Annotated in this window: 6 protein-coding genes; 4 read left to right on the plus strand and 2 right to left on the minus strand. The window is 60.1% G+C overall.

The window, feature by feature from the left end:
* The first annotated feature begins 416 nt into the window (after positions 1-416).
* A complete protein-coding gene (locus tag ACI77I_RS31545; RefSeq protein WP_371917711.1) occupies positions 417-959 on the plus strand; it encodes a DUF924 family protein in 543 nt (180 codons plus the stop codon).
* Here the strand turns inward: ACI77I_RS31545 and ACI77I_RS31550 are convergent.
* A complete protein-coding gene (locus ACI77I_RS31550) occupies positions 956-2389 on the minus strand; it encodes a hypothetical protein (protein ID WP_407000105.1) in 1434 nt (477 codons plus the stop codon). The genes ACI77I_RS31545 and ACI77I_RS31550 overlap by 4 nt on opposite strands.
* Before the next feature lie 174 nt (positions 2390-2563).
* Here ACI77I_RS31550 and yfcF point away from each other — a divergent pair, with 174 nt between their 5' ends.
* Positions 2564-3196, plus strand: coding sequence for a glutathione transferase (yfcF, locus tag ACI77I_RS31555; protein ID WP_407000107.1), 633 nt, complete (start codon positions 2564-2566; stop codon positions 3194-3196).
* A gap of 3 nt (positions 3197-3199) precedes the next feature.
* Here yfcF and ACI77I_RS31560 read toward each other — a convergent pair whose 3' ends face one another.
* A complete protein-coding gene (locus ACI77I_RS31560) occupies positions 3200-3445 on the minus strand; it encodes a hypothetical protein (protein ID WP_094953298.1) in 246 nt (81 codons plus the stop codon).
* Between the two features lie 145 nt (positions 3446-3590).
* Here ACI77I_RS31560 and ACI77I_RS31565 point away from each other — a divergent pair, with 145 nt between their 5' ends.
* Both ACI77I_RS31565 and ACI77I_RS31570 read left to right on the plus strand, forming a co-directional pair.
* Positions 3591-4235 (plus strand): ATPase, encoded by a 645-nt coding sequence (locus tag ACI77I_RS31565; RefSeq protein ID WP_094953296.1) that lies wholly within the window; start codon positions 3591-3593, stop codon positions 4233-4235.
* Between the two features lie 45 nt (positions 4236-4280).
* Positions 4281-4622 carry a hypothetical protein gene (locus ACI77I_RS31570; protein ID WP_242155817.1) on the plus strand — a complete coding sequence of 114 codons (342 nt, stop codon included), beginning with the start codon at positions 4281-4283 and terminating at the stop codon, positions 4620-4622.
* Positions 4623-4707: the final 85 nt, after the last annotated feature.

The raw sequence follows: 4707 nt of genomic DNA on the forward strand, positions 1-4707 counted from the left end.
CCCTTTTGGTTACTTTTGGCTGGGCCGGCATTCCGGGCTCTTTTCCAAAAGTGACCCGCCGTAAGGGCGGAACCCATAGCAGCCGTTACCCAAATAACGGATATGCACCCAGCGCCCCCGCGACAACCCAAGAATTCAACCCATAAAAAGATGTGTAGATACCTATGCTGCGATGCGGGCGCATCGGTCTGTCAGTGACACACAGTCGATGCCATCGCAGGCAAGCCAGCTCCCACATTTGATCTTCGCTGCTTTGAGCTTTTGCGTCCGCTTAACCGACCGGCATCAGGGCAAGCCCGCTCCCACACCAAAAGGCTAACCCTAGGTGCAGCCCCGGCGCCGGAGGCGAAACTTAATCGACTCTGGCGGCGTCAATGATGAAATCTGCAGGCTCATAGGAGGCAATGATGACAAGCATGAACGGCCAGCCGGCCGAGGCGGTGATTCAATTTTGGAAGCAGGCGGGGCCCAAGCGCTGGTTTGCCAAGGACGCGGCGTTCGACGCAGCGTTTCGCGACACCTTCTACGCCACCCATATGCAAGCCGCTCGGCGCGAGCTGGAAGGTTGGCTGGATTCAGCGCACGGCGCGCTGGCGTTGTTGATCCTGCTGGATCAGTTCCCGCGCAATGCCTTTCGAGGTACGGCGCACATGTTTGCCACCGACCCGCTGGCGCGGCTGTATGCGCAGCGCATGCTCGATGCCGGGCTGGATCAGTTGATCGAGCCCGAGCTGCGAGCGTTCTGTTATCTGCCGTTTGAGCATTCCGAAGACCCGGCCGATCAGCAGCGCTCGCTGGTGTTGAACCAGCGCCTGGATGCCAGCACCTACCATTGGGCCAAGGAGCACGCAAACATCATCGAACGGTTCGGGCGTTTTCCCCATCGCAACGCGGTGTTGGCCAGGGCCACCACCGCGCAAGAGCGTGAGTTTCTGGTTAAAGGCGGCTTTGCAGGCTAAGCCGGTGCCAGGGCTTCCTTGGCGCCTGCCGCGCGATAACGCCGCAAGCCCTTGAGGTCGACCGCCCAGCGCAACGCTTCGGTCGCCGAAGGGCGTGGGCCATGGGTGATCGCCTGTTCATCGTTGCCGAGTGCACCGAGGTAGCCTTGGGCGCCGCCGCGTTCGCTCCAGTAGTGGGTGTGACTGAACCACGACCGTGCCAGCCAGCCCTTCCACTTGCCTACAGTGACCGGCAAATCCAGCACGCCGGCGCCCATCACCGGCTTGACCGGGCCCGCGACGATATCGCCAAACAGGCCGTAGGGCGCCGGGAAGTAGAGGTTGGTCCAGCGCGTCACGGCAAAGGCCGCCGCGTGGTGCAAATACTGTGGGGTGAAGGGTTTTTCGCCGAGAATCACTGGCTGGCGGGCGTTGTAGCCGTAGCCCTTTTCGTCCTGGGTGGGCGGGCAGGCCGGGGCTTCGCGACGTGCCATGCGTTGTTTGAAGTCACTGACGCTGCGGCCCAGCAACAAGCTGGCGTGGGCCATCGGGCTGCCGACGGTGACCAGGTCGGTGATGCGCCACGGGTTGCCCAGGCCACGTTGCTCGATAAACGCTTGGGTTTGCTGTTCGCGAAACCTCAAGAGGCTGCCCAGGCTGCCGTCGAGTGCGGCACCGGCGTTTGGCAGCGCATCCTTGACCACCGGTTGCAGCGGTTCGTGGTGGGCATACCGGTTGGCCAGCTCGCGGTTACTGGGGATGACTTTGGTGAGTTGGTCGTGATGTTCGTGCCACAGGTAGCCGACGATATCGTAGGCAATCATGCTGCCCAAACTGTGGCCGACGACGATGATGCGGTCGTACTCGCCCTTGTTGTGCAACGCACGCAGCAGCGCCACGCCGTCGGCACGGATCTGTTCGCGCACCACGACATTTTGCGGGTTGGGGCTGAGGTAACGCGCCGCATCGCCCAGGTAGGACAGCGCGGAATAGCGCAGCCCCAGGCCGATGGCGCCGAGCAGCAGCGGCACCAGGGCGTAAGGGTTGTCGTGGTGCTCGAATTTTCCCCAGGCGGTGGCGAGGCTGCCGCTGGCGATCAGCAGCAACAGCAGGATCACCGTCCAGCGCGTGGTGCGCCAAATCGGCACGATGGCGTCGGGGATATCACGGCGCGGGCGCTTAAAGATGTCCCACAGCCAGCCCAGCAGATGGCCGAGCTTGGTGCCCTGCATCTTGTGGGCCCAGTAGTACTCGTAAAAATCCGTGCTTGTGCGGCCCGAGGACTTCAGCACGCGCAGGTCGAAGTTGCGAGACAGCCGGTCCGGTTTGCTCCAGTACAACGGGGTGCCGTCGGGGGTGTCGGCGGGGATCATCGCTTCGACAAAACCACGCAACGTATCCATTGGGCGTTGTTCACCGATGCCGTGAATGACGACAACTGCTTGTTTCATAAGATGTTCTTCCTTGAGCACTTTTGAATGGCGGAGCGTTCTCGCAGACTAGCGAGTCGCTATGATATTGCCACTATTGGGCCTATTCCCGCCAGGAATGGCCCCATAAAAACCCTGCATTGTCTTTATCGCCGCAGATCTCGTAGCGTGGGGTTCCATTCAAGGAGATCGCCCATGCACCCGAGCCCGCTGCGCCTCTATGTAGATTCGATGTTTACCAGCCCCTATGCGATGTCGGTGTTTGTCACACTGCGCGAAAAAGGCCTGGCGTTCGACCTGCTCACCCTGGATTTGGACGCCGGGCAAAACCAGGCGGCGGACTTCGCCCAGCTCTCGGTGACGCAGCGCGTGCCTACGTTGGTTGAGGGCGACTTTGCGCTGTCGGAATCTTCCGCGATCACTGAATACCTGGAGCAGGTCTACCCCGAAACGCCGGTGTACCCTGCTGATCCAAAACAGCGGGCGAGGGCGCGGCAGGTGCAGGCGTGGCTGCGTAGCGACTTACTGCCGATCCGTCAGGAACGTTCGACGTTGGTGGTGTTTTACGGGCAGAAGATGCCGCCGTTGTCGCCCGTTGCAGAGGCGGCCGCGCGCAAGCTGATCAGCGCGGCGCAGGCGCTGCTGGCGGGCAACCCCCACTACCTGTTCGGCCAATGGTCGATTGCCGATGTGGACCTGGCGGTGATGCTCAACCGTCTGATCCTCAACGGTGACAGTGTGCCAGCCGAGTTGGTGGATTACGCACAGCGCCAATGGCAGCGGCCGTCGGTGCAGGCATGGGTCAACCTGCAGCGCCCGGCGCTTTAGGGTTTACAGCCATTCGTGGGCTACGCGTCGGTCCAAATCTTCCCAGTCCGCCATGCCCAGCACCCGTGTGGTGTTCAAACCGCGCAGGTAACCGCGCAGTTGCTGGGCGCTGGCGTAGCGCTGGTCGGCATCGGCGGTTTGATCCTGCAGCACGTTTTCATAATCGACCAGGTAATCGGCGACCCGCTCGCGAAACTCCGGCAATACGGCTTCGCGGATGCGGTCGAAGGTTTTCTGGTGGGGCTTCATGGCAGGGTCCTTATAGTTTTATAGAGGTCGCGAGATACTCGACACTATCGGTTCAAATGATAGTCACCATCAAGGATCGCAAGTTCTGTTTTTGTACCAAAAGCGCAGAATCACCCCATCGAGACGCTGTTCAAGGAAATGCGCGATGAGGACGATGATCCAGTTGGGTTTAATCATGCTGATGCTTGGCACGACGGTGTTGGCCAATCCGGCAATTGCCGATGATCTGCGTACCGGCCATTTGCTGGCACTCGCCGGTAGCGTAGACTCCCTGCAGCACGCGCAGTCGGTGGGGGTGTTGTACAGCGAAAACACCCGCGACAACCTCAGTTACCTTGAACGCTACCACGCCATGGCCATGAACGGCGCCAAGGATGCCCTTGACGGGCGCATCCGCGAGGCGTTCGTCAACAGTTCAGACCCGGAACTGGCGATTGATTGGCTGATGAATTCATTGCAGGGCACTTTTCGCAGCGTGACGGTCTATAGCAGCCTGGATGAACTGGTGCAGGCGCACCCAGATGTGGTGGTGATGCTCGACACCCATAACCAGCTGCTGACCCAGCGTAACGACCAGGTCGAGGCGCGTTTTGTTGCACGGTTCTATGATGCAGACCTGCAATATATCGCCAAGGCCGAAGGCTCGGTACACAAACAAGTGCCATCGGTTTGGGTGCATGACAAGGCGGCCCCGGAAATTGCCGCGCAGATTGAACAGCAGCGTGATGTACAGCTCAATGCCTTGAAGCAGTTTGATGCATCGCTCAAGGCCCTGGTCCGCGCCGGATGACGCGCGGATCGATGTGAACCCTATTGGTTATTTTCAGGAATGTTTATGCGCTCTTTTTTCGTCCCGGCCCTGGCTTTTGCTTCGTTGTTGCTGACCGGTTGTATCACTGCGCCCAATGCGCCGAGCTTAACCCTGCAAACCAGCAAGACCCCCGAAAGCTATGTGCAATGTGTATTGCCCAAGCTTGAAAAGTACGGCATCACCTCGACCGTGACGCAGAACTCGCGCCACGCCAAGGTGGTGTTGACCAGCAAGATTGCCGCCGATGACGTGCTGGAGGCCTACAAGTCCCAGGACGGCACCAAAGTGTTCCTGTACGAGCGTAAGCCACTGGCGTCGGCGATCAAGCCGTCGCGGCTTGAGTTGGCGGCTCAGGACTGCAAGTAGCTAAAGGCGATACACAGGTCCAATGTGGGAGCGGGCTTGCTCGCGAATGCGGAGTATCAGTCGATGCATTTACTGACTGACCCAC

The organism is Pseudomonas sp. D47 (assembly GCF_045447305.1).
In the GTDB taxonomy this organism is placed as follows: Bacteria; Pseudomonadota; Gammaproteobacteria; order Pseudomonadales; family Pseudomonadaceae; genus Aquipseudomonas.

Coding starts and splice junctions, on each gene's coding strand:
- ACI77I_RS31545 (WP_371917711.1), top strand. CDS start 417: ATGAACGGCCAGCCGGCCGAGGCGGTGATTCAATTTTGGAAGCAGGCG.
- ACI77I_RS31550 (WP_407000105.1), bottom strand. CDS start 2,389: ATGAAACAAGCAGTTGTCGTCATTCACGGCATCGGTGAACAACGCCCA.
- yfcF (WP_407000107.1), top strand. CDS start 2,564: ATGCACCCGAGCCCGCTGCGCCTCTATGTAGATTCGATGTTTACCAGC.
- ACI77I_RS31560 (WP_094953298.1), bottom strand. CDS start 3,445: ATGAAGCCCCACCAGAAAACCTTCGACCGCATCCGCGAAGCCGTATTG.
- ACI77I_RS31565 (WP_094953296.1), top strand. CDS start 3,591: ATGAGGACGATGATCCAGTTGGGTTTAATCATGCTGATGCTTGGCACG.
- ACI77I_RS31570 (WP_242155817.1), top strand. CDS start 4,281: ATGCGCTCTTTTTTCGTCCCGGCCCTGGCTTTTGCTTCGTTGTTGCTG.